Annotated in this window: 16 protein-coding genes; 7 read left to right on the forward strand and 9 right to left on the reverse strand. The window is 62.7% G+C overall.

Annotated features, from left to right (window positions below; genetic code table 11):
* Positions 1 to 14: 14 nt before the first annotated feature.
* The 7 genes from mmsB to FHT75_RS11360 form a co-directional block, all read right to left on the reverse strand.
* Positions 15 to 896 carry a 3-hydroxyisobutyrate dehydrogenase gene (mmsB, locus tag FHT75_RS11330; RefSeq protein ID WP_183844805.1) on the reverse strand — a complete coding sequence of 294 codons (882 nt, stop codon included), beginning with the start codon at positions 894 to 896 and terminating at the stop codon, positions 15 to 17.
* Between the two features lie 9 nt (positions 897 to 905).
* Positions 906 to 2,501, reverse strand: coding sequence for a GMC family oxidoreductase (locus FHT75_RS11335; RefSeq protein ID WP_183844804.1), 1,596 nt, complete (start codon positions 2,499 to 2,501; stop codon positions 906 to 908).
* 137 nt (positions 2,502 to 2,638) lie between these two features.
* A complete protein-coding gene (locus tag FHT75_RS11340; RefSeq protein ID WP_028755711.1) occupies positions 2,639 to 3,628 on the reverse strand; it encodes a branched-chain amino acid ABC transporter permease in 990 nt (329 codons plus the stop codon).
* Between the two features lies 1 nt (position 3,629).
* Positions 3,630 to 4,517 carry a branched-chain amino acid ABC transporter permease gene (locus tag FHT75_RS11345; protein ID WP_047612951.1) on the reverse strand — a complete coding sequence of 296 codons (888 nt, stop codon included), beginning with the start codon at positions 4,515 to 4,517 and terminating at the stop codon, positions 3,630 to 3,632.
* 4 nt (positions 4,518 to 4,521) lie between these two features.
* The gene (locus FHT75_RS11350) at positions 4,522 to 5,223 is read right to left on the reverse strand and encodes an ABC transporter ATP-binding protein (RefSeq protein WP_028755709.1); all 702 of its coding nucleotides are present in this window, start codon (positions 5,221 to 5,223) and stop codon (positions 4,522 to 4,524) included.
* Positions 5,223 to 6,005 carry an ABC transporter ATP-binding protein gene (locus tag FHT75_RS11355; protein WP_047612949.1) on the reverse strand — a complete coding sequence of 261 codons (783 nt, stop codon included), beginning with the start codon at positions 6,003 to 6,005 and terminating at the stop codon, positions 5,223 to 5,225. The genes FHT75_RS11350 and FHT75_RS11355 overlap by 1 nt, the downstream gene beginning before the upstream one ends.
* A gap of 5 nt (positions 6,006 to 6,010) precedes the next feature.
* Positions 6,011 to 7,216 carry an ABC transporter substrate-binding protein gene (locus FHT75_RS11360; RefSeq protein WP_028755707.1) on the reverse strand — a complete coding sequence of 402 codons (1,206 nt, stop codon included), beginning with the start codon at positions 7,214 to 7,216 and terminating at the stop codon, positions 6,011 to 6,013.
* 174 nt (positions 7,217 to 7,390) lie between these two features.
* On the opposite strand from FHT75_RS11360, the gene FHT75_RS11365 reads away from it, so the two are divergent.
* Positions 7,391 to 8,341 (forward strand): LysR family transcriptional regulator, encoded by a 951-nt coding sequence (locus tag FHT75_RS11365; protein WP_047614914.1) that lies wholly within the window; start codon positions 7,391 to 7,393, stop codon positions 8,339 to 8,341.
* On the opposite strand, the gene FHT75_RS11370 is transcribed toward FHT75_RS11365, so the two are convergent.
* Entirely contained in the window at positions 8,342 to 8,680 is a 339-nt protein-coding gene (locus tag FHT75_RS11370) for a cupin domain-containing protein (protein WP_028755705.1), read from the reverse strand.
* Between the two features lie 173 nt (positions 8,681 to 8,853).
* Here FHT75_RS11370 and FHT75_RS11375 point away from each other — a divergent pair, with 173 nt between their 5' ends.
* The 4 genes from FHT75_RS11375 (at position 8,854) to FHT75_RS11390 (ending at position 12,554) form a co-directional block, all read left to right on the forward strand.
* On the forward strand, positions 8,854 to 10,041 hold the full coding sequence (locus tag FHT75_RS11375; protein ID WP_063476028.1) for an acyl-CoA dehydrogenase: 1,188 nt from the start codon (positions 8,854 to 8,856) through the stop codon (positions 10,039 to 10,041).
* A gap of 81 nt (positions 10,042 to 10,122) precedes the next feature.
* On the forward strand, positions 10,123 to 10,584 hold the full coding sequence (locus FHT75_RS11380; RefSeq protein ID WP_047614912.1) for a DUF4126 family protein: 462 nt from the start codon (positions 10,123 to 10,125) through the stop codon (positions 10,582 to 10,584).
* The gene (locus FHT75_RS11385; protein WP_097630764.1) at positions 10,581 to 11,942 is read left to right on the forward strand and encodes an FAD-containing oxidoreductase; all 1,362 of its coding nucleotides are present in this window, start codon (positions 10,581 to 10,583) and stop codon (positions 11,940 to 11,942) included. The genes FHT75_RS11380 and FHT75_RS11385 overlap by 4 nt, the downstream gene beginning before the upstream one ends.
* Positions 11,943 to 11,984: 42 nt before the next feature.
* The gene (locus tag FHT75_RS11390; protein ID WP_063476026.1) at positions 11,985 to 12,554 is read left to right on the forward strand and encodes a DedA family protein; all 570 of its coding nucleotides are present in this window, start codon (positions 11,985 to 11,987) and stop codon (positions 12,552 to 12,554) included.
* Positions 12,555 to 12,579: 25 nt separating this feature from the next.
* On the opposite strand, the gene FHT75_RS11395 is transcribed toward FHT75_RS11390, so the two are convergent.
* On the reverse strand, positions 12,580 to 13,623 hold the full coding sequence (locus FHT75_RS11395; protein ID WP_183844803.1) for an NAD(P)-dependent alcohol dehydrogenase: 1,044 nt from the start codon (positions 13,621 to 13,623) through the stop codon (positions 12,580 to 12,582).
* A 492-nt stretch (positions 13,624 to 14,115) separates the two neighbouring features.
* On the opposite strand from FHT75_RS11395, the gene FHT75_RS11400 reads away from it, so the two are divergent.
* Both FHT75_RS11400 and kdpA read left to right on the forward strand, forming a co-directional pair.
* Positions 14,116 to 14,205 carry a K(+)-transporting ATPase subunit F gene (locus tag FHT75_RS11400; RefSeq protein ID WP_003547774.1) on the forward strand — a complete coding sequence of 30 codons (90 nt, stop codon included), beginning with the start codon at positions 14,116 to 14,118 and terminating at the stop codon, positions 14,203 to 14,205.
* Positions 14,206 to 14,273: 68 nt separating this feature from the next.
* Positions 14,274 to 15,977, forward strand: coding sequence for a potassium-transporting ATPase subunit KdpA (kdpA, locus tag FHT75_RS11405; protein WP_183844802.1), 1,704 nt, complete (start codon positions 14,274 to 14,276; stop codon positions 15,975 to 15,977).
* Positions 15,978 to 15,983: the final 6 nt, after the last annotated feature.

Consider the following 15,983-nt stretch of genomic DNA (forward strand, 5'->3'; position numbering starts at 1 on the left):
TGGCGCCGTGGCGCCTACGCCTTGTCGCGAAACATCTCGATGATCGCGGAAAAATCCTTTCCGCCATTGCCCAGCTTCTCGAAGAGCGCAAAAAGCTGTGCTGCTTCCGCGCCGAGCGGCGTGGAAGCGCCGCTCGTCAGCGCCGCTTCCTGGGAGAGTCTCAGATCCTTCAGCATCAAAGCCGCGGCAAAGCCCGGCTTATAGCCGTTGTTCGCGGGCGAGGTCGGCACCGGCCCCGGAACCGGGCAATAGGTATTGAGCGACCAGCATTGGCCCGAGGATGTCGAGGCGACATCGAACAGTGCCTGATGCGAAAGCCCGAGCTTCTCGGCAAGCACGAAGCCCTCGCAGACGCCGATCATCGAAATGCCGAGGATCATGTTGTTGCAGATCTTCGCCGCCTGGCCGGCGCCGGCCTCACCGCAATGGACGATCTTCTTTCCCATCGCCTCCAGGATCGGCTTTGCCTTGGTGAAGGCCTCTTCCGCGCCGCCGGCCATGAAGGTCAGCGTGCCTGCGGTCGCCCCGCCGGTACCGCCGGAGACGGGGGCGTCGAGCGACAGGCAGCTGGCGGCCTTGGCCATCTCATGCGCCTTGCGGCTGCTCTCGACATCGATTGTGGAGCAATCGATGACCAGCGTGTCCTGCGCCGCGGTCTGGAGGATATCGGCCCAGGCCGTCAGCACATGTTTGCCCTGTGGCAGCATGGTGATGACGATGTCCGCGTCCTTGACCGCCTGGCTGGCATGGCTTGCCGGTTTGACCCCGCTCTCCTCGGCCGCCTTCAGCACCGACGCCGCGAGATCGAAGCCGAGGACCTCGTGACCTGATTTAACCAGATTGGCCGCCATCGGCCCGCCCATATTGCCAAGCCCGATGAATGCGATCCTTGCCATGGTCTTCTCCTATCGATTGTCTTCGAGGATCATCGCTGCCGCCTTTTCGGCGATCATGATCGTCGGCGAATTGGTGTTGCCCGAGGTGATCGACGGCATCACCGAGGCGTCGGCGATCCTGAGCTTGCCGAGCGCCCGGAATTTCAGCCTGGGATCGACGACGCTGTCCCTGTCGGCGCCCATGCGGCAGGTGCCGACGGGATGGAAGATCGTCGTGCCGATATCGCCCGCCGCCCGCTCCAGATCGGCCTCCGTCTGATAGCTCGGCCCCGGCTTGAATTCTTCCGGCCTGAAACGGGCAAAGGAAGGCTGCGCGACGATCTTGCGCGTCAACCGTATAGAACGGACAGCTATGTCACGATCGCGCTGCGTCGAGAGGTATTTCGGACTGATCGTCGGCTGGGCGGCAAAATCCGGGCTCGACAGATGCACCGAACCCCGGCTTTCCGGCCGGAGATTACAGACGCTCGCGGTGATCGCCGGGAAAGGATGGACGGGGTCGCCGAACTTATCCAGCGAGACCGGCTGCACGTGATATTGCAGATCCGGCGTTTCCCGGTCCGGGCCGGAGCGGGTGAAGATGCCGAGCTGGCTCGGCGCCATCGCCATCGGCCCGGAGCGGCGGACGAGATATTCGAGCCCGATCGCCGCCTTGCCGATCAGCTTCGTCGCCTTCTCGTTCAGCGTCGGAACACCCGTCACCCTATAGGCGAGACGCAGCTGCAGATGATCCTGCAGGTTTTCACCGACACCCTTCACCTCCGCGACGACATCGATGCCGGCTTGGCTGAGAACCTCGCCCCTGCCGATGCCGGACAGCTCCAGGATATGCGGCGATCCGATCGAACCGGCTGAAAGGACGGTTTCTTTCACCGCATAAGCGCGTTTTGCCACGCCGCTATGCTGGAATTCGACGCCGGCAACGGCGCCTTCCTCCACCAGCAGCCGCCGGACCTGCGCCTTGGTGATGACAGTCAGGTTGGAGCGCTTCATCGCCGGGCGCAGGAAGGCCTTCGAGGTGTTCCAACGAATGCCGGAACGCTGATTGACGTCGAAATAGCCGGACCCTTCGTTGCTGCCGCGGTTGAAATCCGCGATCTCCGGGATGCCCGCTTCCCTGGCCGCCTGTTGGAAGGCATCGAGCACGGCCCAGCGCACACGCGCCTTCTCGATGCGCCATTCGCCGCCGGCGCCATGCATCTCGTCTTCGCCGCGATAAAAATCCTCGGACTTGCGGAAGAAGGGCAGTACATCGTCCCAGCCCCAGCCGCTGCAGCCCATCTGCCGCCAGAGGTCGTAGTCGCGCGCCTGACCGCGCATGTAGATCATGCCGTTGATCGACGAACAGCCGCCGAGCACCTTGCCACGCGGATAGCTCAGCGCCCGGCCATTCAGACCGGCTTCCGGCGCAGTGGTGAAGCACCAGTCGGTGCGCGGATTGTTGATGCAATAGAGATAACCGACCGGAATATGGATCCAGTGGTAGTTGTCGCTGCCGCCGGCTTCGAGCAGCAGCACCCGGCTCCGGCCATCGGCGGACAGCCGGTTTGCGAGCACGCAGCCGGCGCTGCCTGCCCCGATGATGATGTAGTCGTAACGATCCATGTGCCCTGCACGAAACTCCAGATGCTTGCCGCTTCCCCCTCCCCGCAGCGCGGGGAGAGGAAGAGTCGCAGCGCCGCCGCCCGTCTCCTTTCCCGGGAAAGAGGGATTCTTTCCTGGAAAAAGAGAGGTCCGCCCGTTCAGCGGCGATAGACGAAGCCCAGTTTCCGCCCCAGCCGCGAGGCGTAGAATTCACCGATAATGCCGCGGCGGAAGATCAACACGCAGACCATGAAGACGATGCCGGTGATGATCGTCACAGGAAATTCCGACGTGGCCAGGTAGTTTTCCAGCGCCACCACCAACCCGGCGCCGAAGAGCGGGCCGATCAGCGTGCCGATGCCGCCGAGCAGCGTCATCAGGATCACCTCGCCCGACATCTGCCAGGCAACGTCGGTCAGCGTTGCGAACTGGAAGACAATCGATTTGACAGCACCCGCGAGCCCGGCAAGCGCTGCCGACATGACGAAGGCGCCGAGCTTGTAGCGCGCCACGGAATAACCGAGCGAGATCGCCCGCTGCTCGTTTTCACGGATCGATTTCAAGATCATGCCGAAGGGTGAGTTGATGAAACGCCAGATGATCAAGACGCCAATGATGAAAACAGCAAGCACGAAATAATACATGTTGGTCGAGCTGTTCAGATCGATGAAACCGAAGAGATGGCCCCGCGGCACGGACTGGATGCCGTCCTCGCCCTCGGTGAACTCCGCCTGCAGGCAGAAGAAGAAGAACATCTGCGACAGCGCCAGCGTGATCATCGCAAAATAGATGCCCTGGCGGCGGATGGCGAAGAAGCCCATGACCAGGCCGAGAAACGCAGCACCCACCACCCCGATCAGAATGCCGAGTTCCGGCGGCAGGCCCCATGTCTTCACCGTGTAGGCGGTGAAATAGGCCGCTCCCCCGAAGAAGGTGGCATGGCCGAAGGAAAGCAGGCCGGTATAGCCGAGCAGCAGGTTGAAGGCGCAGGCAAAGAGCGCGAAGCAGAGCAGCTTCATCAGGAAGATCGGATAGAAGAAGAACGGCGCCAAGAGCAGGAGCAGCAGCCCCGCCAGCAGGAAACCCGCCTGCACCGACAGAGCGGTTCGGTTTTTTTCCGTTCGGATGGTTTCGGTGATGTCAGCCATGTCAAGCATCCCGTCCGAAGAGGCCCGCGGGCCTGATGAGAAGCACGATCGCCATGATGACGAAGATCACGATGTTGGAAGCCTCGGGATAGAAGACCTTGGTCAGACCCTCGGCGATGCCGAGCACATAACCGGTGATGATCGCGCCCATGATCGATCCCATGCCGCCGACGACGACCACGGCGAAGACGACGATGATCATATTCGATCCCATCAGCGGCGAGACCTGGTAGATCGGCGCCGCCAGCACGCCGGCAAAGGCGGCAAGACCGGCGCCGAGCGCGTAGGTGAGCGTCAAGAGCACCGGCACGTTGACGCCGAACACCTGCACCAGCACGGCGTTTTCGGTGGCGGCCCTGAGATAGGCGCCGAGCTTGGTCTTCTCGATCAGCAGCCAGGTGCCGAGGCAGACGACGAGCGAGACGACGACCACCCAGCCGCGATAGATCGGCAGGAACATGAAGCCGAGATTGGCCCCGCCGGCAAGCGCTGCCGGCGTCGCATAGGGCTGGCCGGAAGAGCCGTAGAGATAGCGGAAGGTGCCCTCGACCGCGAGCGCCAGGCCGAAGGTGAAGAGCAGGCCGTAGAGCGGATCGAGATCGTAGAGCCGGCGGAGGAACAGCCGCTCGATGATGGCACCGGCAAGGCCGACGATGACGGGCGCCACGATCAATGACGGCCAGTAGCCGATGCCGGCATAGGTCAGCAAGAGGTAGGCGACGAAGGCGCCGAGCATATATTGCGCGCCGTGGGCGAAGTTGATCACCCGCAGCAGGCCGAAGATGATGGCGAGGCCGAGGCTGAGCAGCGCATAGAAGGAGCCGTTGATCAGGCCGATCAGCAGCTGGCCGAACAGCGCCTGCAGGGGAATGCCGAAGATCATCGTCATCTGGTCACACTCCCAGAACCTTGTGCAGCGTATCCATGCGCTGCGGCAGTTCACCGACCGGGAATTCCGACACCATTTGCCCATGATCCATCAGATAGAAGCGATCGGCAATACGGCTGGCGAAACGGAAATTCTGCTCGACGAGCAGGATCGTCATGCCGCGCTCCTTCAGCGTCTTCAGCACCTCGCCGATGCGCTGGACGATAACGGGGGCAAGCCCTTCCGTCGGCTCGTCGAGAATGAGCAGCTTGACGCCGGTACGCAGGATGCGGGCGATCGCCAGCATCTGCTGCTCGCCGCCGGAAAGCTTGGTGCCCGGGCTGCCGCGGCGCTCGTAGAGATTGGGGAAGAGCTCGTAGATTTCGTCGAGCGTCATGCCGCCCTCTGCCACGACAGGCGGCAGCAGCAGGTTTTCCGAAACGGTGAGCGTCGAGAAGATACCCCGCTCCTCCGGCACGAAGCCGATGCCCCGGTGCGCCGTCTTGTGCAGCGGCACCTGCATCATATCGCTGCCGGCAAAACTGATCTTGCCCTTGCGGGCGCGGACGATGCCGGTGATGGTGCGCAGCGTCGTTGTCTTGCCGACGCCGTTGCGGCCGAGAATGGTGATCGTCTCGCCTTCGGCCACCCGCATGTCGACGCCGTGCAGGACGTGACTTTCGCCGTACCAGGCATTGAGCCCCTGGACTTCGAGGAGAGCGGCCATCAATGCTCCTCCGTGCCCATATAAGCCACGCGGACGCGCTCGTCCTGGCTGACGGTGGCATAGTCGCCCTCGGCGAGGATTTCGCCGCGCTGCAGCACGGTGACGTGCTGGCAGATGTTGGCGACGACGGAGAGATTGTGCTCGACCATCAGCACCGCGCGCTCGCGGGCAACCTCGCGGATGATGGATGAAACGACGCCGACATCCTCCAGCCCCATGCCGGCCATCGGCTCGTCGAGCAACAGCACTTTGGGATCGAGCGCCAGCGTGGTGGCGATCTCCAGCACGCGCTTGCGGCCATAGGAAAGATCGGCGGCGATATGATCGCGCTCCTTGGAGAGCCCGACGCTGGCGAGCAGTTGCTCGGCGCGCTCGTTCAGCCGGTCGAGCGCCGACAGAGGCCGCCAGAACTGCGTGGAGAGATTGTTCGGCCGCTGCAGCGCCACCCGCACATTGTCGAGAACGGTAAGGTGTGGAAAGACCGCCGAGATCTGGAAGGAGCGCACCAGTCCCATGCGCGCCACCTTGTCGGGCGGCGTCCCGGTGATGTCGGTGCCCATCAGCGTGATCGTGCCCGATGTCGGCTGCAGGAACTTGGTCAGCAGGTTGAAGACCGTGGTCTTGCCGGCGCCGTTCGGGCCGATCAGTGCATGCACGCTGGCGTCATGCACGTCGAGATCGACATTCTTGACGGCCGTGAAGCCGCCGAAATCGCGGCGCAGGCCGCGGGCGGAGAGTACCACCCGCGGCTTTACCTGAGTTTCTATTGCGGAAACCGCCATCGTGCTTACTTCACCAGATCGCAGCCGCTCTTGGCGGGATCGATATAGGCTTCCTTGCCGGGAATGGTGGCGAGCACGTTGAAATAATCCCACGGCTCCTTGCTTTCGGACGGCTTCTTGACCTGCAGCAGGTACATGTCGTGGATCATGCGGCCGTTGGCGCCGACCGTGCCGCCACGGCCGAAGACGTCATCGACCGGCATTTCATGCAGTTGCTTGGCGACGGCTTCCGTTTCGTCGGTGCCAGCCTTCTGCACCGCCTTCAGATATTGCGTCACCGCCGAATAGGTGCCGGCATGGATCATGTTCGGCATCTTGCCGGTGCGGGCGAAGAACTTCTTGGCGAAGGCGCGGCTCTCGTCGTCGCGGTTCCAGTAATAACCTTCCGTCAGCGTCAGCCCCTGCGCCGCCTCGAGCCCGAGCCCGTGCACTTCGGCGAGCGTGAACAGCAACGCCGCCAGATGCTGGCCACCCTGGGTGATGCCGAATTCGGCCGCCTGCTTGATGGCATTCGAGGTGTCGAGGCCGGCATTGGCAAGGCCGATCACCTTGGCGCCGGATGATTGCGCCTGCAGCAGGAAGGACGAGAAGTCCTGGCTCGACAGCGGATGCCGGACGGCGCCGACGACCTTGCCGCCGCTCGCCTTGACGTAATCGCTGGTCTGCTGCTCCAGCGAATAGCCGAAGGCATAGTCGGCGGTCAGGAAGAACCAGCTGTCGCCGCCCTGCTTGACGAGTGCGCCGCCGGTGCCGACGGCGAGCGCATGGGTGTCGTAGGCCCAATGGAAGCCGTAAGGCGAGCAGGCCTTGCCGGTGAGATCGGTCGTCGCCGCACCGGTGACGATATCGATCTTCTTCTTCTCCTTGCCGATCGCCTGCACGGCGAGCGCCACCGACGAAGTCGTCAGTTCCATGATCGCATCCACCTGCTCGGTGTCGTACCACTGGCGGGCGATGTTGGAGGCGATATCCGGCTTGTTCTGGTGGTCGGCATCGACGATCTCAACCGGCACATCGAGCACCTTGCCGCCGAAATCCTCGACCGCCATCTTGGCGGCTTCGACGGAGGACTTGCCGCCGAAATCGGCATAGACACCCGACTGGTCGTTCAGGATGCCGATCTTGACCTTGCCGTCGGTCGCGCTCTGCGCGAGCACTGCGGTGCTGCTCGCAAGCAGAAATGCAACTGATGCAATAAGATTCTTACGCATTTTCTCTCCTCCCAGAGATTGGCCAGATTGCGGATCTGTTCAAATTTGGCCAGCCGCACTCCTCAGAACGACGGACCCTCACCTTACGATCACGGAAATTCCGCCCTGAGGCAACGGGTGGTTTACAACTAATTCCAAACAGTATCTGTTCATTTTTGAACAGAGAGGATCGCGATGAACAATCCACCGCAGTTTACTTGGGACGATCTGCAGTTTTTTCTAGCCGTCGCCCGCACCGGACAGCTGTCGACGGCGGCGCGCCAGCTGCGTTCCAGCCACGCCACCGTCTCGCGCCGCATCGACCGGCTGGAGTTCACCCTCAAGGTCAAGCTGTTCGAGCGCAATCCGCGCGGCTATGTGCTGACCGCCATGGGCACGCGCTTCGTCGAGACGGCCGAAAGGATGGAGCAGGAGACAGAACGGCTGCGCGCCGACCTTGCCGACGGCTCGATGGCGCAGCGCGGCCTGGTGCGCCTCAGCGCGCCGGAGGGATTTGCCAATTTCTTCTTCGCGACCGTGCTGCCGCAGTTTGCCGCCCAGCATCCGCACCTGTCGCTGGAACTGGTGACGATCCAGCAGATCATGTCGCTGTCGCGCAAGGAGGCCGATCTTTCCGTCGTGCTCGACGAGCCGAAGGGCGGGCCTTATTTCGCCGAGAAACTGACCGACTACCATCTGCAGATCTACGGCTCGCGCGACTATCTCGCGAAGGCGCCTGCGATCACCTGCCGCGAAGACCTGCTTGAGCATCCCTTCGTCAGCTATATCGAGGAAATGATCTTCGCGCCGGGCCTGGACTATCTCGGCGATGTGCATCCGCGCATCAAGCCGCAATTCCAGAGCTCCAGCATCTTCGCGCAGCTCACCGCCACGAGAAACGGTCTCGGCCTCTGCATCCTGCCCTATTTCTTCGCCAGCCGTTATCCCGAACTGGTGCGCGTGCTGCCCGAGGAAATCGACCTCAAGCGCCATTACTGGATTACCTGCCACCGCGACCTGAAACAGGCGCCGCGCGTGCGCGCCGTCATCGATTTCCTGCGCGAGGCGGTGCGCGGCGAGGATACGCGCTTCGTGCCGCCCTATGTCACCGCCGCCGGCCCGGCGCGCCGGGCAAGGGAAAGCTGATTATTTCAGGAATTCAGCCCGGTGCGGGGTGAACGTATCGATCAGCCGGCCCTTTTCCAGGGCCTTGACGCCGTGGACGAGATTGGGAGGCACGATGAAGCTGCCACCCTGCTGCAGGACTTCGGTCCGGCCATCGATCGTCACCTCGAAACTGCCTTCGGCGACATAGCTTGCCTGGATATGCGGATGCGAATGGGCAGCCCCGACGGCGCCGCTTTCGAAGGCCACTTCCACCATCATCATCTCGGGCAGATAGGTCATGATGCGCCTCACGACGCCGGGCTCCGGGTTGACCCATTCGGCGCCTTCGGCCGATACGAACAGATCGCTTGACGACATTTCCGCCTCCTCGTTGCAGAATCGATCGCGGGCAAAGTGGAGCATGCCGAGACTTTTGAAAAGATGGCGCGGCCCGTCTTTTCGAGACTGCCGCCTTCTGTTGACGCGGTCGGCTGGCGGGTCTATGGCCACTTAAGCGAGGCAAGCCAGAACCGGGACGAGGAGACGCGGCCATGCAGCATACGCGCGAAGTTTTCGACTGGGCCGATCCATTCCGGCTGGTGGAGCAACTGACCAGTGAAGAGCGCATGGTGCAGGACACCGCCCACGCCTATGCGCAGGAAAAGCTGGCGCCCCGGGTTCTCGACGCCTTCCGCCATGAAAAGACCGATCCCGAAATCTTCCGCGAAATGGGCGAACTTGGCCTGCTCGGCCCGACGATCTCTCCCGACTACGGCGGCGCCGGCCTCGGTTACGTCGCCTACGGCCTGATCGCCCGCGAGGTCGAACGGGTCGATAGCGGTTACCGCTCGATGATGAGCGTCCAGTCCTCACTCGTGATGGTGCCGATCGAAACCTTCGGGTCGCAGGCGCAGAAGCTGAAATACCTGCCGAAACTCGCCACCGGCGAATGGATCGGCTGCTTCGGCCTGACCGAGCCCGATCACGGCTCCGACCCCGGCTCGATGGCGACGCGCGCCAGAAAGGTCGACGGCGGTTACAGCCTCACCGGCTCGAAGACCTGGATCTCCAACGCGCCGATCGCCGATGTCTTCGTCGTCTGGGCAAAGACCGAGGATGGGCTCATCCGCGGCTTCATCCTCGAAAAGGGCTGGAAAGGGCTTTCGGCGCCCGCCATCCACGGCAAGGTCGGCCTACGCGCCTCGATAACAGGCGAAGTGGTGATGGACAGTGTCTTCGTGCCCGAGGAAAACCTTTTGCCTGGCGTCACCGGCCTCAAGGGACCGTTCACTTGCCTGAACTCGGCCCGCTTCGGCATCGCCTGGGGCGCGCTCGGCGCGGCCGAGGATTGTTATGCGAGAGCACGGCAATATACGCTGGAGCGCAAGCAGTTCAGCCGGCCGCTTGCCGCCAACCAGCTGATCCAGAAGAAGCTCGCCGACATGGCCGCTGAGATCTCGCTCGGCCTTCAGGGCTGCCTGCGGCTCGGCCGCATGAAGGAGGAAGGCCATCCGCCGGTGGAACTGACCTCGATCCTCAAGCGCAACAGCTGCGGCAAGGCGCTGGAGATCGCGCGGGCAGCCCGCGACATGCTCGGCGGCAACGGCATCTCCGACGAATTCGGCATCGCCCGTCATCTCGTCAACCTCGAAGTGGTCAACACCTACGAGGGCACACACGACATCCACGCACTGATCATCGGCCGGGCAATCACCGGCATCGCCGCCTTTGCGAACTAGGCCGGGAAGGCGAATTGCCACGCGCCTGACAATGTGCAACTTTCCTTAATTGCGGCAAGCGCCGGCAAAAAGGGGTCATGCATGTTTCTGCTTCTTGCATTGCTGATCGGTGTCATATCGGGCCTTCGCACCATGACCGCACCGGCCGCCGTCGCCTGGGGCGCAGCACTCGGCTGGTTCGACGTGTCGCAGACGCCGCTTGCCTTCATGGGGTATCGATGGACGCCGTGGATCTTCACGGTTCTCGCCATCGTCGAACTGATCGCCGACCAGCTGCCGTCCACGCCGTCGCGCAAGGTGCCGATGCAGTTCGGTGCCCGCATCGTTTCAGGCGCCCTGGCAGGGGCGACGATCGGCGCCGCCAGCAGCCTGCTCTTCGGCGGCCTGATCGCCGGGGTGATCGGCGCCGTCATCGGCACATATGGCGGCGCTGCCGCCCGTAGCCGGCTTGCCGCCTCGTTTGGCAAGGACCTGCCGGCTGCTCTCATCGAAGACGCCGTCGCCGTCATCGGCGCGGTATTGATCGTGGCGGCCGTGTCATGAAGAGCTTCGACGCCATCGTTATCGGCGCCGGCCAGGCCGGTCCATCGCTTGCCGCCCGCATGGTCGAAAAGGGCATGAAGGTGGCGTTGATCGAGCGCAAATTCCTCGGCGGCACCTGCGTCAATGCCGGCTGCATGCCGACGAAGACGCTGGTCGCCAGCGCCCGCGCCGCCCATGTCGCAAGAACCGGCGCCGCCTATGGCGTCAATATCCCGGGCGAGATCGCCATCGACATGAAGGTGGTCAGGGCTCGCGCCGAAACGGTGACGATGAATGCCCGCAACGGCCTGATCGGCTGGCTCGCCGGCATGGACGGCATGACGGTGATTTACGGCCACGCTTGTTTCGAAGGCCCGAAGACCGTCAGCGTCAACGGCGAGACGCTGACCGCACCGCGCATCTTCCTCAATGTCGGGGCGCGGCCGGTCATCCCCGCGCTACCCGGCATCGACGACATCGACTACCTCACCAGCACCTCGATTATCCAGCTCGACACGGTGCCGCGGCATCTCACCATCATCGGCGGCAGTTATATCGGGCTGGAATTCGCGCAGATGTATCGCCGCTTCGGCGCTGAGGTCAGCGTCATCGAGCATGGCCCGAAGCTCGCGTCGCGTGAGGACGAGGATATATCCGACGCGATCGCCGATGTGCTGCGCTCGGAGGGCATCGACATTCATACCGGCGTCAGCGACATCGCCTTTGCTAGGAGCAGCGACGGGATAACGGTCGCCACCGATTCAGCGAGGATCGATGCGAGCCATGTGCTGATCGCCACCGGCCGCGAGCCGAATACCGACGATCTCGGCCTCGATGCCGCCGGCGTCATTACCGATCAACGCGGTTTCATCACCGTCGACGACAGGCTCGCCACCAATGTCGAGGGCATCTGGGCGCTCGGCGATTGCAACGGCCACGGCGCCTTCACCCACACCTCCTACAATGATTTCGAGATTGCCGCCGCCAACCTGCTCGATGGCGACGACCGCAAGCTCTCGAGCCGCATCCCGGCCTATGCGCTCTACATCGACCCGCCGCTCGGCCGCGTCGGCATGACGGAAAAACAGGCGCGCGCTTCCGGACGCAAAATCATGGTCTCGACCCGGCCGATGAGCCGGGTCGGCCGCGCCAATGAACGCGGCGAGACCAAGGGTTTCATGAAGGTGGTTGCCGATGCCGAGACAAAGGAAATCCTCGGCGCGGCGATCCTCGGCATCGAGGGCGACGAGGTGATCCACGGCCTCATCGACGCGATGAATGCGGGAACGACCTATCCCGCATTGCAATGGTCGGTGCCGATCCATCCGACGGTGTCGGAGCTGATCCCGACCCTGCTTGGGGATTTGAAGCCGGTTTAGCGGTAAAAACCCCGGGGGCGAGGACGGCTGGAGGCGGACTGCGTGTCTATCGAATTGCTGATCGAGAATTACGGTCTGCTGGCCATATTCCTGGGCGCCGCCTTCGAAGGCGAAACAGCCGCGTTTCTCGGAGGCGTGATTTCCCATCGCGGGCTGCTGACTTATGGGGCGGCGTCGCTTGCGGCAACGGCGGGCTCCTTCGCCGGCGATCAACTATGGTTCTTCGTCGGTCGTTACGCCGCGCAATGGGGCTTTGTCCACCGGCTGATGGAAAAGCCGGCCCTGGCGCGCGCAACCGGGCTTCTGGAAAGATATCCCACCGGCTTCATCTTTGCGTTTCGTTTTCTGGTGGGGTTGCGGACGATCAGTCCGATCGTCATCGGCACGACCCGGATTCCGACCGGAAAATTCGTCGTCATGAATGCCGCAGCCGCGTTGGTGTGGGGGCAGCTGTTCACGGGGCTCGGTTATCTCTTCGGGCATGGCGTCCAACAGACATTGGGCCACCTTCCGCTTCACCGCCACCTGCTGATCGCAGTCGGAGCCGCGGCTGTCGTCGCAGCCGCGGCGCTTGCCTTTCGCAAGATGAAACTGAGTGCCAGGCACTCATAGGAGCAGACTGGGGAGCAGACTGGCTCTATTCCATCACGATCTGCAGCTTCACATCGCTTGGCCGCGCCTCGACGGCGCGATCGAACGCCTTGATCGAATCTTCGAATTTGAAGGTCTCTGATATCAGCGGCTTCAGGTCGACGCGGCCCGAGCCAAGCAGCGCGATCGACCGCTCATACTGATGCGCGTAGCGGAACACCGTCTCGATGCGGATTTCCTTGGTGGATGCCGTCGAGACGTCGAAGCCGATCGGGTTGACCGGCAGGCCGACGACGACGATGACGCCGCCCGGGCGCGGAAGCGCCATGATCGTCTCCCAGGCCTTCGGCGAACCGGAGCATTCGAAGACGACATCGGCGCCCCAGCCGTCGGTCAGCCGGCTGACCTCTTCGACCAGGCTCTGCTCGCGGATATTGACCGGAATGACGCCCTGGTATTGTGCGGCAATATCGAGCTTCGGCTGGGCGAGATCGGCGACGATCGCCCGGGCGCAGCCGCCGGCAAGCGCCGCGATCGCCACCATCGTGCCGATCGGCCCGGCGCCGAGGACGACGGCAGTATCACCAGGCGTAATCTTCGCCTTGGCTGCCGCCTGCATGCCGACGGCGAAGGGCTCGACCATGGCGCCTTCGGCAAAGCTGACATTGTCGGGCAGCTTGAAAGTATAGTTGGCGGGATGCACGACCTCCGGCGTCAGCACGCCGTGGATCGGCGGGGTCGCCCAGAAGGTCACGGCCGGATCGATATTGTACAGGCCGAGCCGGCTTGCCTTGGAATTCGGATCGGGAATGCCGGGCTCCATGCAGACGCGGTCGCCGACCTTCAGATGCGTCACGCCGGCCCCGACCTCGACGACCGTACCCGCCGCTTCATGGCCGAGCACCATCGGCGCGTTGACGACGAAGGGGCCGATCTTGCCGTGCGTGTAATAATGCACGTCCGAACCGCAGACGCCGACGGTGTGGATCCTGATCTTCACCTCGCCAGGGCCGGTTTCGAGCGGCAGATCGATATCGCGAAGCGCAAGCTCATGCTGGCGCTCGAGGACAAGCGCGCGGACTTTGGTCATCGTCGGTTTCCTTCCCTAGTGGCTTGCCCATGACTCCATCGGGCAGCGTCGGAGCTGACTATAAGGCCCGAAGCGCTCTCAATTCAACCGGATTGCGAAGGCTTTTGCTCAACAAATGAAAAAATGCTCACAGGGAAGTCCAGAGCCGAGGAGCGGCTCGTCCACTGGTCCGATGGCGAACGGCCTCGTATGGGCATTTATAAGATTTTTATATTGATGGTCCGTCGCCCGTCTCGAACCTTTATGCGCTTCGGCTCCATATTGATGTCCGAGAGATCGAAAAGATCATCTCCACGCCAGAAAGCATGAAAGGCGGCTTCCCTGGATCCGGCCTGAATCCGGATAGCGCCCTTTGTCTTGTCTGACTCCAAGAAGAACAACAGGAGTCACGATCATGATGGATATCATTCTACTCGCCACGGCGATCATATTCTTCGCGCTATGCTTTGCTTACACCAGAGCCTGCGACAGGCTTTGACAGGAGAAACGACGATGACCCTCGATTATGTCTTGAGCGGTGCCGTAACCGTGTTTCTCACCGTTTACCTCACCTACGCTCTCCTTCGCCCAGAACGCTTTTGAAGAGAACTGGCGATTCTCGGTCGCGCATGCGCAACTGAGAAGCAGCCGGGTATTGAAAGTTTACCTCCATGACCCTCAACGGATGGCTTCAGATCCTGCTTTACTGCGGGATCGTCCTCGTGCTCGTCAAACCGCTCGGCGGCTATATGACACGTGTCTTCAGCGGCGAGCGCACCCTCCTTTCACCCGTCCTCGTTCCCGTCGAACGGGGGCTTTACCGCATTGCCGGCACCAGCGAAGGCGAAGAACAGCATTGGGCCTCCTATGCCTTCGCCATGCTGATGTTCAACCTGCTCGGCGTCATCGTGCTTTACGCGCTGCAGCGCCTGCAGGCCGGCCTTCCCTATAATCCGGCCGGCATGGCAGCCGTCCCGCCGGAGCTTTCCTTCAACACCGCCGTCAGCTTCGTCAGCAACACCAACTGGCAGAATTACGGCGGCGAAAGCACCATGTCCTATCTGACGCAGATGGCCGGCTTCACCGTCCAGAACTTCGTCTCCGCGGCGACCGGCATTGCCATCGCACTCGCCTTCATCCGCGCCTTCTCACGCGCTTCGGGCAAGGCCATCGGCAATTTCTGGGTCGATATGACGAAAGCCACCTTCTATGTGCTGCTGCCGATCTGCATCGTGCTGACGCTGGTCTTTGTCTATCTCGGCGTGCCGCAGACGCTTGGGCCCTACGTCAATGCGACGACGCTCGAAGGCGCACAGCAGACGATCGCCGTCGGCCCCGTCGCCTCGCAGCTTGCCATCAAGATGCTCGGCACCAATGGCGGCGGCTTCTTCAACGCCAATTCGGCCCATCCGTTCGAAAACCCCGATGCGATCTCCAACCTCATCCAGATGGTGTCGATCTTCGCCATCGGCGCGGCCCTGACCAACGTCTTCGGCCGCATAGTCGGCAATCAGCGCCAGGGCTGGGCGATCCTCGCCACGATGGGCGTCCTGTTCGTCGCCGGCGTCATCGTCACCTATTGGGCGGAAGCCGCCGGCAATCCGCTGATGCACGCCTTCGGTCTTGGCGGCGGCAATATGGAAGGCAAGGAAGTCCGCTTCGGCGTCGCCCTGTCCTCGCTGTTTGCGGTCATCACCACGGCCGCCTCCTGCGGCGCGGTCAACGCCATGCATGGCAGCTTCACCGCGCTTGGCGGCCTCATCCCGCTGATCAACATGCAGCTCGGCGAAGTCATCGTTGGCGGTGTCGGCGCCGGCTTCTACGGCATCCTGCTGTTCATCATCGTCGCCGTCTTCGTCGCCGGCCTGATGGTCGGCCGCACCCCGGAATATCTCGGTAAGAAGATCGAGGCGAAGGAAATGAAGATGGCCGTTCTCGCCATCCTCTGCCTGCCGCTCGCCATGCTGGTCTTCACCGCGATCGCCAGCGTCCTTCCGAGTGCGGTCGCATCGGTCGGCACGTCAGGTCCGCACGGCTTCTCCGAAATCCTCTATGCCTATACGTCGGCTGCGGCCAATAACGGCTCGGCTTTCGGCGGCCTGACGGGCAATACGCCGTGGTACAACATCACCCTTGGCTTGGGCATGCTGATGGGCCGTTTCCTGGTCATCATTCCGGCTCTTGCCATCGCCGGTTCGCTGATCGCCAAGAAGTCGGTTCCGGCATCGGCAGGCACCTTCCCGACGGACGGTCCGCTCTTCGTCGGCCTGCTCGTCGGCACGATCCTGATCGTCGGCGGCCTGACCTTCTTCCCGGCCTTAGCGCTTGGCCCCATCGTCGAGCACCTGGTCATGATCGCCGGCCAGACCTTCTGAGGGGTG

This window comes from Rhizobium sp. BK112 (genome assembly GCF_014193215.1).
GTDB classification, from domain to species: domain Bacteria; phylum Pseudomonadota; class Alphaproteobacteria; order Rhizobiales; family Rhizobiaceae; genus Rhizobium; species Rhizobium anhuiense.

Bases quoted from the DNA above. Each gene is read 5' to 3' on its own strand.
- FHT75_RS11370 (WP_028755705.1), bottom strand. From the start codon at position 8,680: ATGTCGTCAAGCGATCTGTTCGTATCGGCCGAAGGCGCCGAATGGGTC.
- FHT75_RS11400 (WP_003547774.1), top strand. From the start codon at position 14,116: ATGACCCTCGATTATGTCTTGAGCGGTGCCGTAACCGTGTTTCTCACC.
- FHT75_RS11335 (WP_183844804.1), bottom strand. From the start codon at position 2,501: ATGGATCGTTACGACTACATCATCATCGGGGCAGGCAGCGCCGGCTGC.
- FHT75_RS11360 (WP_028755707.1), bottom strand. From the start codon at position 7,216: ATGCGTAAGAATCTTATTGCATCAGTTGCATTTCTGCTTGCGAGCAGC.
- FHT75_RS11395 (WP_183844803.1), bottom strand. From the start codon at position 13,623: ATGACCAAAGTCCGCGCGCTTGTCCTCGAGCGCCAGCATGAGCTTGCG.
- kdpA (WP_183844802.1), top strand. From the start codon at position 14,274: ATGACCCTCAACGGATGGCTTCAGATCCTGCTTTACTGCGGGATCGTC.
- FHT75_RS11355 (WP_047612949.1), bottom strand. From the start codon at position 6,005: ATGGCGGTTTCCGCAATAGAAACTCAGGTAAAGCCGCGGGTGGTACTC.
- FHT75_RS11375 (WP_063476028.1), top strand. From the start codon at position 8,854: ATGCAGCATACGCGCGAAGTTTTCGACTGGGCCGATCCATTCCGGCTG.
- FHT75_RS11365 (WP_047614914.1), top strand. From the start codon at position 7,391: ATGAACAATCCACCGCAGTTTACTTGGGACGATCTGCAGTTTTTTCTA.
- FHT75_RS11350 (WP_028755709.1), bottom strand. From the start codon at position 5,223: ATGGCCGCTCTCCTCGAAGTCCAGGGGCTCAATGCCTGGTACGGCGAA.
- FHT75_RS11380 (WP_047614912.1), top strand. From the start codon at position 10,123: ATGTTTCTGCTTCTTGCATTGCTGATCGGTGTCATATCGGGCCTTCGC.
- FHT75_RS11340 (WP_028755711.1), bottom strand. From the start codon at position 3,628: ATGGCTGACATCACCGAAACCATCCGAACGGAAAAAAACCGAACCGCT.
- FHT75_RS11385 (WP_097630764.1), top strand. From the start codon at position 10,581: ATGAAGAGCTTCGACGCCATCGTTATCGGCGCCGGCCAGGCCGGTCCA.
- FHT75_RS11345 (WP_047612951.1), bottom strand. From the start codon at position 4,517: ATGACGATGATCTTCGGCATTCCCCTGCAGGCGCTGTTCGGCCAGCTG.
- mmsB (WP_183844805.1), bottom strand. From the start codon at position 896: ATGGCAAGGATCGCATTCATCGGGCTTGGCAATATGGGCGGGCCGATG.